This is a genomic window from Desulfovibrio sp. JC010 (genome assembly GCF_010470675.1).
Classification (GTDB): Bacteria; Desulfobacterota; Desulfovibrionia; order Desulfovibrionales; family Desulfovibrionaceae; genus Maridesulfovibrio.
Genome location: NZ_VOIQ01000005.1, coordinates 73,686 through 90,419 on the forward strand (window position 1 = coordinate 73,686; position 16,734 = coordinate 90,419).

The 16,734-nt window shown below is 48.2% G+C and carries 15 protein-coding genes; 2 read left to right on the forward strand and 13 right to left on the reverse strand.

What is annotated here, in order from left to right; translation table 11 throughout:
* Positions 1–59: 59 nt before the first annotated feature.
* Both FMR86_RS07050 and FMR86_RS07055 read right to left on the reverse strand, forming a co-directional pair.
* Positions 60–1,757 carry a bacteriohemerythrin gene (locus tag FMR86_RS07050; protein ID WP_163350391.1) on the reverse strand — a complete coding sequence of 566 codons (1,698 nt, stop codon included), beginning with the start codon at positions 1,755–1,757 and terminating at the stop codon, positions 60–62.
* A 158-nt stretch (positions 1,758–1,915) separates the two neighbouring features.
* Positions 1,916–2,845, reverse strand: coding sequence for a LysR family transcriptional regulator (locus tag FMR86_RS07055; RefSeq protein WP_163350392.1), 930 nt, complete (start codon positions 2,843–2,845; stop codon positions 1,916–1,918).
* Positions 2,846–2,959: 114 nt separating this feature from the next.
* Between FMR86_RS07055 and FMR86_RS07060 the strand changes: the two genes are divergently transcribed.
* Entirely contained in the window at positions 2,960–3,397 is a 438-nt protein-coding gene (locus tag FMR86_RS07060) for a hypothetical protein (protein WP_163350393.1), read from the forward strand.
* Positions 3,398–3,408: 11 nt separating this feature from the next.
* On the opposite strand, the gene FMR86_RS07065 is transcribed toward FMR86_RS07060, so the two are convergent.
* The 11 genes from FMR86_RS07065 to FMR86_RS07115 form a co-directional block, all read right to left on the reverse strand.
* Complete coding sequence (locus FMR86_RS07065; RefSeq protein WP_163350394.1) at positions 3,409–4,167, reverse strand: ABC transporter substrate-binding protein; 759 nt, start codon at positions 4,165–4,167, stop codon at positions 3,409–3,411.
* 79 nt (positions 4,168–4,246) lie between these two features.
* Complete coding sequence (locus tag FMR86_RS07070; protein ID WP_163350395.1) at positions 4,247–5,158, reverse strand: phosphate acyltransferase; 912 nt, start codon at positions 5,156–5,158, stop codon at positions 4,247–4,249.
* A 56-nt stretch (positions 5,159–5,214) separates the two neighbouring features.
* Positions 5,215–5,694, reverse strand: a complete 480-nt coding sequence (gene ilvN / locus FMR86_RS07075) for an acetolactate synthase small subunit (protein ID WP_163350396.1) — start codon at positions 5,692–5,694, stop codon at positions 5,215–5,217.
* Between the two features lie 98 nt (positions 5,695–5,792).
* Positions 5,793–8,915: an EAL domain-containing protein gene (locus FMR86_RS07080; protein ID WP_163350397.1), complete on the reverse strand. Its 3,123-nt coding sequence runs from the start codon at positions 8,913–8,915 to the stop codon at positions 5,793–5,795.
* An 88-nt stretch (positions 8,916–9,003) separates the two neighbouring features.
* Positions 9,004–11,205: a transglutaminase domain-containing protein gene (locus FMR86_RS07085; protein WP_163350398.1), complete on the reverse strand. Its 2,202-nt coding sequence runs from the start codon at positions 11,203–11,205 to the stop codon at positions 9,004–9,006.
* A gap of 193 nt (positions 11,206–11,398) precedes the next feature.
* Positions 11,399–11,710 (reverse strand): iron-sulfur cluster biosynthesis family protein, encoded by a 312-nt coding sequence (locus tag FMR86_RS07090; protein ID WP_163350399.1) that lies wholly within the window; start codon positions 11,708–11,710, stop codon positions 11,399–11,401.
* A 153-nt stretch (positions 11,711–11,863) separates the two neighbouring features.
* Positions 11,864–12,700, reverse strand: a complete 837-nt coding sequence (locus FMR86_RS07095) for an AraC family transcriptional regulator (RefSeq protein WP_163350400.1) — start codon at positions 12,698–12,700, stop codon at positions 11,864–11,866.
* A gap of 10 nt (positions 12,701–12,710) precedes the next feature.
* Positions 12,711–13,103, reverse strand: coding sequence for a cupin domain-containing protein (locus FMR86_RS07100; RefSeq protein WP_163350401.1), 393 nt, complete (start codon positions 13,101–13,103; stop codon positions 12,711–12,713).
* Positions 13,104–13,261: 158 nt separating this feature from the next.
* A complete protein-coding gene (locus tag FMR86_RS07105) occupies positions 13,262–13,657 on the reverse strand; it encodes an OsmC family protein (protein WP_163350402.1) in 396 nt (131 codons plus the stop codon).
* Positions 13,658–13,804: 147 nt separating this feature from the next.
* Complete coding sequence (locus tag FMR86_RS07110; RefSeq protein ID WP_163350403.1) at positions 13,805–14,260, reverse strand: YkgJ family cysteine cluster protein; 456 nt, start codon at positions 14,258–14,260, stop codon at positions 13,805–13,807.
* A 39-nt stretch (positions 14,261–14,299) separates the two neighbouring features.
* Positions 14,300–14,737 carry a GtrA family protein gene (locus FMR86_RS07115; RefSeq protein ID WP_163350404.1) on the reverse strand — a complete coding sequence of 146 codons (438 nt, stop codon included), beginning with the start codon at positions 14,735–14,737 and terminating at the stop codon, positions 14,300–14,302.
* Positions 14,738–15,260: 523 nt separating this feature from the next.
* Between FMR86_RS07115 and FMR86_RS07120 the strand changes: the two genes are divergently transcribed.
* Complete coding sequence (locus FMR86_RS07120; protein WP_163350405.1) at positions 15,261–16,580, forward strand: diguanylate cyclase domain-containing protein; 1,320 nt, start codon at positions 15,261–15,263, stop codon at positions 16,578–16,580.
* Positions 16,581–16,734 lie beyond the last annotated feature (154 nt).

The window sequence follows — 16,734 nt, forward strand, 5'->3', positions numbered from 1 at the left end:
TGTTGTGAGAGGGGGAAACCGTGAGGAATCCCCCTTTATTTGTTCTCTGGTATTTCGTCCTAGTGGTAACCGTGTTCATGCATGAAGTCGGTGTATTTAGCATCCACCACCATGATATGCTTGATAAGCCAGTCTTTGAGGAAGCGGATAATATCGGTGGAGGCGGTAACCTTACCGGCATTAACATCGTCTTTGAAATCAGCGATTTTATCGATGAAAGTCTTATGCAGCTTTTTGTGCGGTTCGGTTTCCGGGTAGCCGTGCTTGTCGAATATTTTTTCTTCGTAACCGAAGTGGTAGGTGGTGTATTCAAGCAGTCTTTCAGCCACTTCGCCGATAACAGTGTCAGCCTTGCGCTGGCGCATGGCTCCGTAAAGTTCGTTGATGAGGTCAAGCAGGGTCATGTGGTGTTCGTCAATGGTGCGGACATGCACTGAGAGGTCATCGGACCATTCAACGATTTTGCCGGAACTGGTATCAACAACTCTGCCGGATGAAATCCCCTGCACAATGGAATCAAGTTCTTCCACCACACTGGCGATTTCAGTGAGGGCATGGGCGGATGAAGACATGCCTTCAGATGTTTCCGAGGCGACTCTTGCCACATCGCTGATGGCCATGTTGATTTCTTCGGATGCTGCGGACTGTTCTTCCGATGCCGCTGCGATGGATTCAACCTGAGTATTGGTCTCGTCAACAATACCCACAATTGCCTCCATGAGTTCGCCGGATCTGGCTGCGGACTCGGTGGAGTTGACAATGTCTTCGGCTGCGGATTCAACAGCGGCGATGTTTTCGCGGGCATTGTTCTGAATTGTGGATACTGCCTCGCCTACGCCCTTGGTTGCATCCATTGTTTTTTCCGCCAGCTTGCGTACTTCGTCGGCAACAACCGCGAATCCGCGTCCTGCTTCACCTGCCCGGGCTGCCTCGATGGCTGCGTTCAGGGCCAGCAGGTTGGTCTGGTCGGCGATGTCGGTAATCACGGTCATGATCTGGCCGATGTTGTCAGCCTGTTCGCCGAGGGTGCCCATGGTTTCCTTGAGGTTCAGGATGGTGTCCTTGATTTGTTCAAAAGATTGGATAGCTTCGGAAACGCCCTGAGCTCCGTGAACAGCGTTATCTTTGGATTGGGCGGAACTGTTGGCCGCAAGCCCGGCATTCTGGGCAACTTCCAGAACTGTGCTGTTCATCTCTTCCATGGCGGTGGCTGTTTCAGTCACACGGTCTCTCTGCAGATCCATACCGGCACTGACCTGATTGACCTGAGCACTGAGCTCTTCAATCCCGGCAAAAAGTTTTCCGGAAATGCCGCCTGCGTTGGCTGCGGATTTGGTAATAGCTTCAAGGGCTTCTTTCTGCTCAGCGAGTTCTTTGCGCACGTTTTCTGTCTCTGCTTCGGCTGAATCTACCCGGTCGCGCAGAGAGTCTGATTCTTCCTGTGCCTTAATGCATTCTTCGGCAAGGGCATAAACTGCTTCGCCTGATTTTTTTGCTGCGGCGAGGATGTCATCGTCCATTCCAGCGGGGATGGACGCTTTTTTGCCTGCCTTGGTAAGCTCGACCAGATAATTGGACAATACTTCCAACTGTCCGCTGAATCCTGAATTGAGGGATACAAAACCCAGAACTGTGGCCGCGAGGGCTATACACAGAAATGTTATCTGCAAGGTGGAAAAACCAGCCATGAAAACCGACGCTGCGGTCATCACAAAAATTACGGCAATGGATAACATGAGTCTCAATTTAACTGGCATGGTCTCTCCTTTTGGGGACAACTTTAAAATTTGGTTATAACCTTCTACTCTTTTAGGTAAAAAAAGGTCACAGCGCAAGCATGTGGTTGCAAAATAAGACTTTACCTTAAAGAATATAACAGATTTTCAGCAGAGATGTTAGTTTTCAGTGTTTTTTATTAAGCATCCAATGACGGCAATGTGGCTGCTGCTTCGCTGATGATTCTGCGCAACCATTTTTGCGCCGGGTCATTATCATTGAGTGTGTGCCAGTGTTGAAATACTTCAAAAACAGTATTTTCCAGCGGCATCCTTACAATTCGCAATCTTCCCTCTCTGGCGTACATCTCAGCAAGACGCTGGGCCACGCTGCCTACAAGGTCGGAATTCTCCACAATTGCAGGGATGACTGTTTCCTGTTGCAGCACAACTTTGATCCGCCTTTGCACGCCTTTCCTGTAGAGATAATCTTCCAGAAATCCCAGTCCGGTCTCGGAAAGGGACAGGGCGGCAAATTCATTATCGGCCATTTCTTTTTCGTCCATTACCCTACCCTGAATGGAATGACCGTCGCGGACTACGCACACTTCCCTGTCTTCAAACAGTTTTTCTTTAAGAACCCCGGCCCCGTAGTCTCGAGTACAGCCCAGAAAAACATCAAGCTTGCCGTTTTGCAGCATCTCCGCCCGTTGTTCATAGGTTGTCTGTATGATCCGCAAAGATATGCCCGGCGCAGTGTCATCAATTTTTTGCAGTATGTTCGGCAGCAGGAGTTTGCATAGGTAATCACTCAGCCCAAGGCAGAAAGTCCGTTTTGAAGAGGCCGGTTCAAATTCACCCCGGTCGGCTAGGGATTGGATGATCGTCTTAAGGCTGGGGGAGATGTTTTTTTGAACTGTCTTGCATAGCGGGGTGGGTTCCATGATGTTGCCCCGGCGGATAAAGAGGCGGTCATCAAAATGCTGCCGCAGCTTGGAAAGGGCATGACTGACCGCAGACTGGGTCATGAACAGCTTCTTCCCGGCCATGGTCAGGCTGCGTTCAGAAAAGATGGTGTCCAGTATGACCAGCAGGTTCAGGTCCAGTTTGGTAACATTATTTTTGCTCATACAGTAAATGAATAAGTTTCAGTGGTAAAAGTTAATAAGCGGGGCTAGTTATCTCAACAAACAATCAATTTGCATGATTTTAGAAAAGATTACTTTATTTAAGGGGAAAATGAAATGTTTGCTCTCTACAGTTCAATCGCGGTCGTTGTGGCTTCTTCCGTGATTTATCACCTTGCCCAGAAAAGTATTGCCGGTACCGGATCGATCTTCGGATCACTGGCTTTTGCCTATGCCATTGCCATGATTTTCAGTCTTGCGGGAATGTTTTTCCAGACCGGGCGTATTGATGTCCTGGAGGTGGTCAGCGTTAAAAACTGGCCTGTTCTGCTGCTGGGGTTGGCGGTTTTCGGAATTGAAATAGGTGTGCTGCTTACATACAAGGCCGGAGCCAATGTAAACACTTTGCCTATACTGGTGAACGGAGTGGTTATGGCCTGCCTGATTCCTCTGGGGGCGGTAATTTACCGGGAGCATATTACAATGAGTTCCGTATTCGGCATTGCTCTGATCGGTTCTGGGGTCTGGGTTCTCTGCTCATCAGCCCATGCCTGATTTATACGTTTTTATTGGCATGGCGAAATCAATTCCTGCGGAATATCGAGTCTTTGCATGAGTTCTTTGCATTCATCCGACTTTTTAAATTCATTGAGAATCCGGGAAAATTCCCGACTGATTTTCCCATTTCCCGGTTCTTTTGAGAATCCGATATAAAGCGGACTGACATGGATTTTGCCGGGGCAGGGTATAATCTGGCCCTGCAGTCCCATCTGGTTCAAGACATGGATTCCCACGGCCCGGTAAGCCGCTACCATATCAATCCGTCCGGCCAGCATTTTCAGGAAATTATGACGCAGGTCAGCGACCTCTTCTTTTTTGAAGAGAGTGCTCTCGTCGAATTCTTTACCGTAGGTATATCCTTTAATTATACCGATTTTCTTTCCTTTCAGTGCTGAAATACCTGTGTATTCAAATGGACTGTCCACCCGTTTGAAAATTACCGTATTTACTTCCATGAGCGGTTCATCAGGATAAATCATCCAGCGCAGCCTTTCCTTTGTCTTGCGCAGGCCGAAAACCCCATCAACTTTTCCGGATTCAGCCATCAGCAAGGCCCGTTTCCAAGGGACAAATACAATTTTGAAACGGGTTTGCATTTTGCTGAATACTATCTTGGCCAGTTCGTATTGTATGCCTTTCGGGGTTCCGTCCTCTTCATAGTAAAATGGCGGAAAAGGGTCGGTGGCGAAGGTGAGTGTTCTGGCAAAGGCGCAAGCCGGGATCAGCAGCAGGGCGATCATAAATCCGGTGATAAGTCTTTTCATCTTCTTACGCCTTGTTTTTGGGCAGTCGGCTCCTGTGTTTTGTTACAGGAGCCGGTTGTTAAGCAAAAAGTACTCAAGTTCACATTCCGGAAAGGTAGCAGGCCAGTGCAATGGAATGGAACTTGGAACTGTCTGAGTCGCCTCGTGAGGAGACCACAATGGGGACATCGCTGCCCACTACCACGCTGGCCATTGTTTTGTCCGCAATGGTGGTCAGGGCCTTGTAGAGGATGTTGCCGCTTTCGATTTCCGGGGTCAGCAGGATGTCTGCGCAGCCTGCCACCGGATTGTCGATGCCCTTACAGGTGGCTGCTGTCCGGGAAATAGCGAGATCAAGGGCCAGCGGGCCGGCAACTTCCGCGTCACCGAAGGCATCTTCAGCCGCCATCTTGGCAAGAATGTCCGCGTCCAGAGTGGCAGGCATGGCCGGGTAGTTTACCTTTTCCGTTGCAGCGAGGGCAGCAGCCTTGGGCTTTTTTATTCCCAGTTTGCGGGCGACATCCAGTGCATTGCGCAGGATATCCGCCTTGCGTTGCAGGTTCGGTTTGATGTTCACTCCGGCATCGGTAAGCAGAATCAGTCTTTGTGTTGACGAAGCTTCAAACACACTTACATGGCTGATGATGCCTTTGGTCGGCACGCCGGTCTGTTTGTTGAGGATGGCCTTGAGCACTGTGCTGGTGCTGACCAGTCCTTTCATGATCAGATCGGCTTTACCTTCTTTGAACAATGCAACAGCCTTGGTTACAGCTTCCGCATCGTCGTTCTCTTCGTGGAATTCAAAACCGTCGATGTTTAAGCTGTGTTCTTTTGCCACCGCCAGTGATTTTTCGCGGTTGCCGATGAAAATGGGTTCGGCAATGCCTTCTTTGTGTGCGGTAAGGGCGGAGCGGATAACAAACTCTTCAGCACACGGGGCTATTGCCACCCGTGCCGGCTGATTATGGTTTCGGACTGCTGCAACAATTTCATCTAGTGATGTGATGGTCATATGCGCACCTTTTTCGGATGTTCAGTTTTAGTTCGATTCAACTCTGTAACTGGGTGCTATTCATCCCCGCGCTTAAGCGCGATCATGCCGGTGCGGCATAAACTTTTAATTCCGAACGGCTGCAGGATTTTTACCAGTCCTTCAACCCGTTCCTGATCCCCGCTCAGTTCGACGGTGATGGTCTTCTGGCCCATGCCGACAACATCAGCCCGGAAAACTTCGAAAATCTGCATGATCTGGGACATGGTGTCTTTGTTTACTTCCACCTTGATCAGTACCAGTTCGCGGTCCACAAATTCTTTGCGGGCAAGGTCGTCAAGTTGAATGACGAAATCCATGGCTTTGAGTTCTTCGGTGACTTTGGTGATTTCTTCTTTGCTGCCTTCGGCGCAAATGACCATGCGCGAAACATCCATATTTTCGGTTTCGCCGCAGGAAATGGAAGTGATGTTGATTCCGTTGTCTTGAAAAGCAGCTGAGGACTCAGCCAGAACCCCGGTTTTGTTTCTTACCAGTGCGGATATTGTGTGTTTCATATTTACTCCTGAAAATGACAGTTCTTTTTTCAGGATATACACGCAAAATGACCAGCTAACAAGCAGGGATAGTGAAATATCGCAGTAGAGTAGGGTGATTATATTGAAGTCAATCCGGGAGGGCAGAACCCTTCGGAACGCATTTTGACCAGTTTTTCGGCATCGTCCATGGTCTGCGGTTTGTCGAAGTAAAATCCCTGTACATAATCGCAGCCGATATCATTGAGCAGTATAAGCTGCTGACGGGTCTCCACTCCCTCGGCAATGACATCCATGCTAAGGCTGTGGCCAAGCGCGTTGACCGCGCGCACGATCTCGAGTGATTCGTGGTCTCCGGCCATGTGGCTGACAAAGGAACGGTCGATTTTTACGGTGGAGGCCGGGAAACGTTGCAGCTGGGCCAGCGAAGAGTAGCCCGTGCCGAAATCATCCACCGCCAGCCTGATGCCCATTTCCCCGATTTTCCTCAGGTTAAGGGAGGAAGCTGCATTGCGTTCCATGATAGCTGATTCAGTTATCTCCAATTTCAGGCAGTCCGTGGGAATGGCGGTTTCATTGATGATCGTCTGGATCGCTTCAGCCAGGTCCGGTTTGGAGAGCTGGCTGGGGGAGAGATTTACAGTCAGGAAAAGGTCTTCGGTATTGGGGAAATTTTTAATCCATGCGGCCATGGCCCGGCAGGCATCGAAAAGGATGACCCGGTCCAGTTCGACTATCAGTCCGGTTTCTTCTGCCACGGGGATGATCTGGTCCGGGGTCAGGAAGCCGCGTTCCGGATGGTTCCAGCGAACCAGTGCTTCAAATCCGGCCAGATTGCGGTTCTGCATACTGTAGACCGGCTGGAAGTATGGGAAAAATTCCCGCTCCGGGATGCCCTGCCGGATTTCGGTTTCAATGAGCAGGCTTTGCAGGGCTTTCTCGTGCATGGTTTTATTGAAGACCTTGAATTTGTTTACGCCCTGTTCTTTGGCTTTGTACATGCTGATGTCGGCATCGCGCACAATGTGTTCAGGGTGTTCGTAGGTCGAGGTCTTGAAAACAATGCCGATACTGGAGCTGATTACAACTTCGCGGGCTGAAATATTTACCGGCTTACGGATTTCATTGCGGATGTTGCGGATAATCTGGATTACCTGCTGCGGGGTGGTAAAATCATCAATCAGCACCGCGAATTCATCGCCGCCCATTCTGGCGACAGTGTCAGCCGGACGCAGGCAGTCTTTGATCCTCTTGCCCACTTTGATGAGCAGTTCATCCCCGGCCTGATGTCCGAGACTGTCGTTGATGCGCTTGAACATGTCGATATCCAGCATGAGCACGGCAAATGTCCGTTCCGGTATATTGCGGGATATGTCCAATGCTTCTTCCAGCCGTTCAAGGAAAAATGTGCGGTTCGGCAGTCCGGTGAGGGAATCATGCAGGGACTGGTAGGAAAGTCTGCGTTCATATTCTTTGCGCTGTGAAATATCGTCATAAATTATGAATGTTCCCGAAATTTCATCATTATACATGAACGGATAGCCGAGGATTGAAACCGGAATCAGTCTGCCGTTTTTGTGTCTGCGCATGTCCTCGGTTCGGTAGGTTTCGCCGTCGAGGATTTTTTTTACGTTGGCTTTTATTTTTCCGCTGTTGCTTGGGGAAAGGTTTTCACAGCAGGGCCCCACTTCGTCTGTGGAATAACCGAATAGGTTGGTGAATGCCCGGTTGGTATCCACCACATTGCCTTTGGAGTCGGTCAGGGCGATGGCTTGCGGGGAGCTTTCAAAGAGTTGCATGAACCGGGATTTGTGTCTGAAAATTTTGCGTTCAGCCACGATTTCAAGAGTGGAATCGAATGCTGTGCCGGTATAGAGGATGGGTTTTCCGTGTTTATCGTAAGATGTTCGGGCGTTGATGGTAACCCATTTTTCTTCACCGTTACGGTGGTTAACGCGTAGCAGCATGCCGTTTACCGAACCGTCCAGAAGTAACCGCTTCAGAAATTTCTGACGCCCTCCCCGGTCATAGATAAATCTTGAGGCCCGGTCATTCTCGGTCAGCATCTCATCTACATTGTCATAGCCCATGATTCTGGCCAGTGCCGGATTGGCTACGGTCAGTTTGCCTGATGCAGAACTCTGGAAAATTGCAACTGTCGCGTTTTCGAAAATTGAACGGAATTTTTTCTCGCTTTCCAGCAGGGCTGTTTCCGCCTGTCTGCGCAGCAGTGCCGCGGCAAGCTGTTCGGAGATTGCAACCATCAGGTCTATGTCTTGAGATGTATATACCCCGGCCTGTTCGTATGACTGAATAGCCATGACGCCCATGATTTTATCACCGAATTTCAGGGGGACACCCAGCCATGATTTTGCCGGAGAACCGATGTGGTTGATTTTATTTGTTCTTTGGTCTTCAAAGTCGTGTTCGTCCAGAAGGAGAGGATGTCCTGCCTTGATGACTTCCACGCTCAGGCTTTTTCCCTCAACCACCGGCATGGTTTCGGTGGGGGATATAAAATCTTTTTCATCTGCATAATAGGGAAAATTAAGGACCATTTCTTCTTCATCAAAAAGGGCAAGGAAAAAGTTTTCCGCATCAATGAAAGGTTTAAGGCTTTCGTGAACTTCTTTGATGAAAATGGGGGTGTCTGCAGCTGAATTCAGGGCAGATGAAATTTTATACAGGATTTCGTTGATATTTTCTGTCTGTTTTCTTGCCGAAATATCGCGAAGAGATTCAATAGCTCCGATGGAATTACCCTGTTCATCAAGGATCGGGGCGGACTGGACCCACAGGTTGGTGCTTTTGCGTTTGCCTAGATTCTGGATGCATATTTCTGCTGCAAGGGCCCGGCCCCGGCGGCTGATGGCTTCGTATTCGATTTCCCCGATTTCCTCACACCCGTTGACAAGATCAATAAGGCCGGGGGTTCTTTTGCCGTGGATTATTTTGATGTGTTCGAAGTCCCCTTTGCCGATCACTTCTTCTGCCGGGACTCCGGTCAGGGTTTCAAGTGCCGGGTTCCACGCAACAACGACCCCGTCTTTATTGATTATAAAAGCCGGGTCCGGAATAAATTGCAAGATAGATACTGCGGGGGAATCTGGTACAAGGGTAGATGCATCAAGGCCGGAGTACGTTTTCTCAACCAGCTCGATGAAATCGTTTAATTCATCGGCCAGTTCAGCCGACTGGTTTCCGATGGTGTCTTTTAGTTGTTTTTCCAGCAGTTCGTGCATCTTAGAAAGTGGATACTTTATTAATCGGTTACTTGCAAGTTGGACTTTTGTATTTATGAAATATCATGAATTTGTTCATATGATAGCCTTATTTCTTTATTTTGTGGATATAAATGTTCGGCTCGTTCTTTTCGTTTCTATCTACGCTGATCAAAAAGTAGTTCCCCTGCGGGACAGATATTTCCCATGTTTTGTTTTGGGGGTTCATTTTACCGTTTACACTCTTTTCAATTAGTTGAAAGCGGCTTTTATTTATAAGTCTGGAGATTGAGAAATCTTTAAAGTACTGCGGTGCCTTTGGCTTGTTGTCGAAGGATGGAATTTTGAATTTTACTGTTGTCCATGGGGAGTAGAAGTGCCTGCTTTCTGTTGTCGCATTTTTGTTTCCGGTCTGTTTAGGGTTTTGCGGATAAAACGGCTGCCATTCTTTTCCGTCGTAAAATTCAATCCACTGTTGTTCGTCAAGATACCTTGCAGGTACACCTGCACTGCGTAGTACTGCAGTATTGAAAATACATATTTCTGAAGCCGTCGAGGTCTTGAGGGTATCCAGTACTTCTTCAGGGTTTAATGAATTGCCTAAGGGGCCACGCTGTATTGACGAAATTTCAGCAGTAAAACGTCCAAGTTTGCGGAGCAGTTTTTTTAGATTTCCGGTTTTGGACAGGGAGAATCTTCCATGCAGTTCTTTACGCCAGTTGCTTCTTTGTTCATACATTATGCGCGGATTCAGCACGTACTGATTGAAAATTGCGTCGTCATACTTAAGTCCGCTGTCTGCTGCCTCTGTTCTGGCTGTGTCTGCTATCCGGGCATTGAGGATAAGTTCATCGGCTGTGATTGTAAGCAGGTCTGCCGGGGCCATGCTGGAAAGGGATTGTAAAAGGGAGGGCAGATGTTTTGAAGGACAGGTGGAGATAGCCTTTTGCAGCTGCGGCGTATTCAAGCCTGCTTTTGCAATGGACGGGGCGTGTTTTGCTGAGAATGACCCGGCAGCTTTGCGCATGCCGTTAAGCTTTTGCAGACGTTTGTTTTTTATGGAATCAAATTCCGCTTTTCTGGACCCTTCGGAGTTTTTAGGAGGAGTCGGGATGTTCAGTTCATCCTTATAATCAAAGCGGAAGGATGCTTCTCCGATGGGAAGGTTGCCGGGTATAAGTTTCAGCAGGATATTATCCCGCGCAGCTTGTTCACCGGGAATCCAGATTGAGCCTACGTAGGCGGAACTGTTTCCGTTTGCTGCTGATATGAGCATTGAACCGGGGCCGAGGGTTATTTCAGCCTTGCCGTCGCGGTCTGAGATTTTTGCGGCAACCGGGCGAAAAGATGCGTAGTTTAAAACCGAGATAAATATTTTTGTTTCGGGGAGAGCTTTTCCGGTTGCATCCAGCACTTGAATTGTTGCTTTGCTGGCTGGAGCGTAGCGTCCGGTACTGTTGATCAGGGTGCAGCCGAAAGAGCGGCCAAGGATCGGATAATCTGCTGAAACAATATTTCCGTATGCATAGGATACCACCAGCGGGGCTTTGCGTACCGATCCGCTGAACCATGCATGGTCCAGCCCGTAATCCGGGTTTGCAGATTCAATGTAATGCCATTTTCCGTCCACCTGTACTTCGGTCCAGGTGTGGTTGTCGTTGGAATGCTGCCATGCCGGGACCATGGCCTGCCGTGCGGGAATTCCGACGCTTCGCAAAGCGCAAACGGTGAGGATTACGGCTTCTTCGCAGCGGCCCCAGCCGCGGTTGATGGTCATCAGCGGGTTCTGGTCCCAGCGTTGGGTGGATTTGAATCCGGTTTTGGAAAAGCACCAGCGGTTTACTGCCAGAACCGCTTCTTCCATGCTTTGGCACTGGGAAACCAGCGGCAGTAGGTCAGTGTAAAATTTTTTGCGCCAATTAACCGCTTTTTCCTGACTGACCCGGTGGGGTAGCACATAATGCAGGAAGTCTGTCCATGAAACTTCTTTACCCCATGGTGTGGATTCGCGGGCGAGGAAGGCAAAGTCGAGGTTTTCTGCCAGATCATCAGCAGAGAGTCCGGCCCGGTCCGCAGGCGGCAGGTTGGACACAATAAACTCAGCGGCCTGCCGTTTTTCCGGTTGTCCGTCATAGCGGGAAAGGAAGTTTTCCAACTCAACACGGTTGCTGCCGGAAGTCTCAAGTATGGTTCTTATGGAGTCTGAATAGGGAGATAATTTTTGCGGATGGTTGTGGGCTGAACATCCGTACAGCAAAAAAGAGAGCAGAACAGCGGTCAGTATATGCGAGATGTTTTTATTAAGCAGCATTGCGCTGATCTATCATATGGCAGTTGATAAGTAAAAAAAGACCGGAACCATACGGTCCCGGTTTTTTTTACTTGATAGCGGTCTAGAAAGTGCCAGATGCGCGGAGCAAGAAAAAGGCAGGAACGAAGCGTATACACATACGTGAGTTTCTGGCTTTTTCGCAGCGACAAAGCAGATGGTGCTTTATAGATCGCTAGGAGCAACCGCCGCAGCAGCTGCCGCATGATCCCTGGGCTTCTTCGAATACGAGGGAAGAGGAGATCTCGATTCCCATGGGGGTCAGGTCAATAACCATAGGCTTGGCCTGTTCGAAGAGTTCTTTGTCTACGACAAAGTCGTATCCTTCAAGATTGATGGTTTCATCACCGTCTTTGGCGGAATCGATTCCAAGGGCAAGACGGGTTCCGCTGCATGCGGAAGCTACATATATGCGTACAGGTTCTTTTTCTTTTTCTTCAAAGTGCTGATCAAGAACTTCTTTTGCTTTTTCGGTTATTTTAAGCATTAATTCGCTCCTTTTGAGGTTTTATTTCTAAAAAGAATAGCTCTCATGCAATGTAAGTCAACCGACTTTGCAGAAAAAATATTCACTATTTATTCTGCTTTGCGCTGTGCTTTCTTTGTATCGGGGAATTCTATCAATACCGCTTCGGGGATGCTACCCGTTCTCTTTTAAAAATTGCCCCGGTGAAATTCCTATTACCTTTTTGAAGTGGCGGGAAAAATGACTTTGGTCAGAAAAACCGGATTTAAGTGCAGCTTCAATTAGCGGTGTGTTGTTTTCGATTAGGGCGCGCGCTTCCAGTACCCGTTTGAAGATGATGTATTCCTGCGGTGAGCGGCCGTATTTATTTACAAAAAGTTTTTGCAGATGAAACGGGCTGAGACAGGCTGTCTGTGCAAGTTCTTGCAGGGTGAGTTTTTGCTGGAAATTTTGATCTATGAAATTTTTAACCCTGTGCAGGGCACCATGTTGCGGGCCTGTTTTTTGAGCAATGATTTTGCCGCAGCTGTGTGTCTCGATAATCTGATAAAGGAATGAATCCAGCGCGGCCTGTTTTTCTGGCTCTGTTCCCGGAGTATTGATCAGGGCAAACAGTTCATCAAACGATGTATGGTCATAATCAGTATAAACCCGGATGGGATCAAAATCCGGTTCTCCGCAGAAGCGGTCACATATTTCAGCACTGAGTTTTGCCATATACTGCGCTTTAACGCACAGGGCCCGATAGGAATGTTGTTTTGAGGTCCGGCTGATGACTGTTTCGCAGCTGTGGGCAGTGCCGGGGGGCAGTATGCACAGCTCCCCGGCTTTAAACGTAATTGTGTCGGAATTGAAATTGATCCTGCATTTACCCTGATCGATCAAGGTGAAGATGTAGCTGAAGTGGACATGGCGCGGAAAGCGGTTGCTGATGCCGGAAGCTTCAACAAGAGCCACGTGGGGCAGTCCCTCCGGTTCATGGAAGATCAGTTTGGGGTTTTTGTTTTTCATGTGTATCCGCTTATATCAAAGCCGGGAAAAACTTGGCAAGCAGGGTCAGCCCCTCTGTTCCGGCCTTTACGCTGTGCTCTTCCCCTTTCGGAATTATGGCTGATTTGCCGGGATGGTAGGTGGTTTTTGCTTCTGCAAGCGCGGCCTCGCCGTTTCCGGCAATGATTTCGTGCATTTCCCACTGGTTTTCGTGGATGTGGCGTTCAAGGGTGCAGCCGGGGTCAATGCGTACTATGTGGCAACTCAGCTGTCCTTCTGTTGTTTCTCCGGTAACAAGGTGCTTCAGATGCACACCTTTAAAGGCCGGGTGCGGGTTCCAGTCAAGGTCGGTACAATTGATGGTTCCGTCAATGGTTTCAATTGCGCCGTTTGCAGCGAGAGTAGAAAATTCAGTAGGTGTCATTAGTTCCTCCGTATGGTTTAAGGTGATTTAATTGCCCTGTTTATAGCCGGGCAGCGGAGGAACGGTATTGTACGATCTTGGGAATGTTTTCAAAATAAAAGCGGACAAGTTTTCACTTATCCGCTTTTAGCTGAATTATGAAATTCAGCAGAAATCATTTAAACTATTTCCAGTTGGAAAGAAGGCGGGCTTAAGAGCAGCTTTTTAATGGGACAGAGGTCCAGCGCACGGAGCAGGGCGGCTTTGTATTTTTCAGGAAAGCCTTCCGGGATGGTCAGTTCGTATGTGAATTTGCTGATCCTGTTTCCTTCCTCATTATATTTGTAGCGTACTTTTAGTCCCAGTCCATCCATGGGCAGGGATTTTGATTCACAGAATTTACGGGCATAGTGTGCCGCGCAGGTTCCCAGTGAAGCCACAAAAAGATGCATGGGCTCCGGGGCGGATCCTTCTCCGCCTTCAGATACCGGCATATCAATATCTATGCAGTAGTTATCGCTTACAGCTGAAAGCTTTTTCCCGTCACCGAATTCTATATTTATTTCATTGTTCATGATGACTCCAATCCACCATAAATGTTGATAAAGATCACACTGCATCAGCAGCGGATTCAAAATAGCGTTTAAATGCAGGAAAAATCAATGGTCCGGGGCAAGAAAAACTCGGAAATAATGGAAATAATGCCGGTTTGCCCGGCGTAATCAATCCGGAATGTGTCCGGCACTGATATGTTCTTTGTTGTTGATGGCGTCATCCAGTACTTTTTCGAAATCAATTTCCGTGGACATGCGGAACCCGCATCCTTTGGGGAGCTGTCCGAATTCCATAAAGATGGACGGGGAAGGAAAGCTGCGGCAAAGTTTGGGGCGGTTCTCGTAATCGCTGCAGGTGCCGTTATCGTTCAGGCGGGTGCAGGTGAATTTCAGGTAGCCTTCTTCTGTTTTACCGCTGATTTCAAAGCAGGCCAGAGAAGTGTCTTTTTTGATTTCCTTGTAAAACTTCCTTTTGCTTTTCAGCCACCTGCCTCCAACTGACAAGCATACGGACCGGCAACAGCTTCCGCATAAATTGCAGGACCCGCGAACAACAACGGCTTGCCTATTTTTTTTCAGCTTCCATTTACGGTATTGCACGCGCAGGTAATCAAAAAAATTCATCAGCGAGAAATAATCCGCTATGAAAAGGAAAGCAAGGGGCTACAGGAGCGGTTTTCCGGCGACTTTGAAATTAACATAAAGATTGAGCAGGTAATTCCACATCCCGGTTACGAAAGATACGAGAATTCTTGAGATGATGTACTGCCACTTGAAGATATCAACCATGATGTACATGCCCCCGGTAACGATGGCCAGTCCGGTTCCGGCAATGAGCAGAAAGCCTAGATAACCCTGCTTGAATTCACGGGTTGTGCCTTTGAAAACAAGCCTGCGGCTGATGTAATAGTTGAGTGAGACCGCAATGAAGAAGGCCAGCCCCGCGGCGAAAACCGGGGACCACCCGAATCCATCTGTGAAAAGGTAAAGCATGGCCAGATCGAAAAGGAAGGTTCCGCCGCCTACGCAGGTGTAGCGCAGGAAACGCAGCATGGCTTTGCGGTCCCATGAGGTGTGTTTTTTGTCAGCAGGTGCGGTCATTTGAAGCAGAAAGCCCATCTATGTGGGAAAAGTCAACCCTGATTCGCAATGGTTGCTTAATTGTAATCTTATGACCACCAAAAGAAAGACCCCGCTGGATGAGGGGGTGAAATCCTCGTCAGCGGGGCTTGCGGCGTTCGGGTCAGGTTGCGCCAAACCTCCCTTTTGCCGTCTGGAAGAAAGGATGTTTGTTCTGGTGATGAACAAAGGTTGAAAATGAAATATTTATCTTGGTAAGGAGGTCTTTTGCTGTTTGCGACTTCCTTTTTGTGTTCCGTTGATCTGTTTATATGGAACGCTGTTCTATATGTCTAATATATAATTTGTGCCTATTTGATATGTTAAAAGTATTGATGGTAGTGTTGTCTTCGATGGAGATGATCGTTTTGCGAAGGAGGGTCTTTTGAGAACAGTGTTTGTTATTTTGTGGGGTTTAATATGTGAAAATTCTTCGGCGTTTTAGTTTTGTGATTATGTTTTTATGGGTTTTATAAAATTTGATTTTATATTAACTGAGAAAAACATGGAAAATAGCCTGAAAATATTGCTGGTGGACGATAATGCCGTCAACCTGACCCTTCTGGAGAGATTACTGAGAGACGAAGGGGCGGAGTTGTACAAGGCTGTGGATGGGGAGGAGGCAATAGGGCTTTGCCGGAAAAATGATTTTGCCCTTATTCTGCTGGATGTGCAGATGCCCGGGATGGATGGTTATGAAACTGCACGTTTTATTAAAGGCATGGATTCATGCCGTCTGGTTCCGATCATTTTTCTGACCGCTATTTATAAAGATCCGGTTTATGCCCGTATGGGATACGAAGCCGGGGCTGTGGATTTTCTTACTCAGCCTATTGATCCTGCTACCTTGCGGGGAAAGGTCGGGGTTTTTCTGGAATTGAAAAGACAGAAAGACCGTTTGGAGCAGGAGATTGCCCAGCGCATCAAAACCGAAAAAGCCTTGCGTGCTGCCGAGGAGAAGTACCGCAACATCTTTGAGAGGGCTGTGGAGGGGATCTTCCGGTCAACCCTTGACGGCGGCTTTGAAGAGATCAATCCGGCATTGGCCCGGATTTTAGGGTATGAAACCCCTGAAGAAGCTGTAGAGATGGTCCATACTGACACGCTCTACAAAAATCCCGGTGACCGCAAAGCCTTCCTCAAAAAACTGATGAAGGAAAAGTCGCTCACGGATTATGAACTGCGTTTCAGACGCAAAGACGGTTCACTGATCTGGATATCTGAAAGCTGCCGCATTTTTGAAGAAGGCGGAGAGTTTTATATTGAGGGCGTGGTGGAAGACATTACCCACCGCAAACTCTGTGAACTTGATTTGCAGGAGAAGGCTACCCTTGATGCCCTGACCGGAGTTCCCAATCGTTATCTCTTTTTTGACCGCCTTGGTAAATCCATTTCCAATGCCGGACGTTACGGGGAAACGCTGGCCCTGCTTTTTATTGATCTCAATGATTTCAAGCAGGTCAACGACCAGTATGGGCACCATACCGGAGACATGCTGCTTGGCAAGGTGGCCGAACGGTTCAAAGCCCGTTTGCGGTCTTCTGATACTTTTGCCCGTTTGGGCGGTGATGAGTTCTGTGTGCTGCTGGAGCGGCCTGCCAACAAGGAGAGTATTGCCCGGGTCGCAGAAGAGTTTATTGACTGCCTGAACGATCCATTTATATTTGACGATATCTGTTGTTCCGTAGGGGCTTCTATCGGTATCAGTCTTTATCCTGAAAATGGATGCTGCGCTGAAGAGCTGGTGAAAAAAGCCGACACTGCAATGTATCTGGTCAAGGAGGAACCGGACCGGAAGTTCTGTTTTTATTCCGGAAAGGATTGATTTAGCACTTTTTCTTACTGTATCTTTTTTTGCTCAGGTTGAGATTGTTCAAAGGGTGTTTCTGCTGCTTGTCGGTGGAAACACCCTTTTTTATCAGCTGATTACCATTATTTTGTCGGGGCTGGGTATTGTTGTGTCAATTTGATACTATATT